Raw genomic sequence first — 435 nt, 5'->3', positions numbered from 1 at the left:
CGAAAGATGGCCTTTTTCACGCCTCTGTTTTTACAGCACGTATGGAGCCTGAAGTCATGTTTATGCGTGAAGCATCGCAAGAAGTTGTGCAAAATAACTGCATACGTTGCCATGTACAACAAGTAACCCAAGTAAAGTATGACGGCTGGTTAAACGGGCATAAAGAAAGTAGAACCGATAGAAAATGTTGGGAATGCCACCAAGAAATACCACACGGCACCGTACACGGTATTTCTACCATACGCAACAACATTGCTCCAATACCAACTGATACCGTAAGCACCGTAATACCTAGTTGGTTAAATAAACAAATTAAAGATTAAACAATTAACGCGCACTTGCAAATTATATACCAATGAAAAACAAAGTATTATTTATAGTAACTGTAGTTGTAGTGTTCCTTTTAGGACTTTTAGCTTCTAGCATTGTTAACCG

Annotated in this window: 1 pseudogene; it reads left to right on the top strand. The window is 38.6% G+C overall.

Annotated elements, in window-relative coordinates:
• Positions 1–323 (top strand): annotated as a pseudogene (locus FUA24_RS03840) (cytochrome c nitrite reductase small subunit); the annotation flags it as partial.
• Between the last annotated feature and the right edge of the window lie 112 nt (positions 324–435).

This window comes from Seonamhaeicola marinus (genome assembly GCF_008085455.1).
The sequence above is the reverse complement of the archived record's forward strand: the minus strand, read 5'-3'. Positions and strand labels throughout refer to the sequence as shown.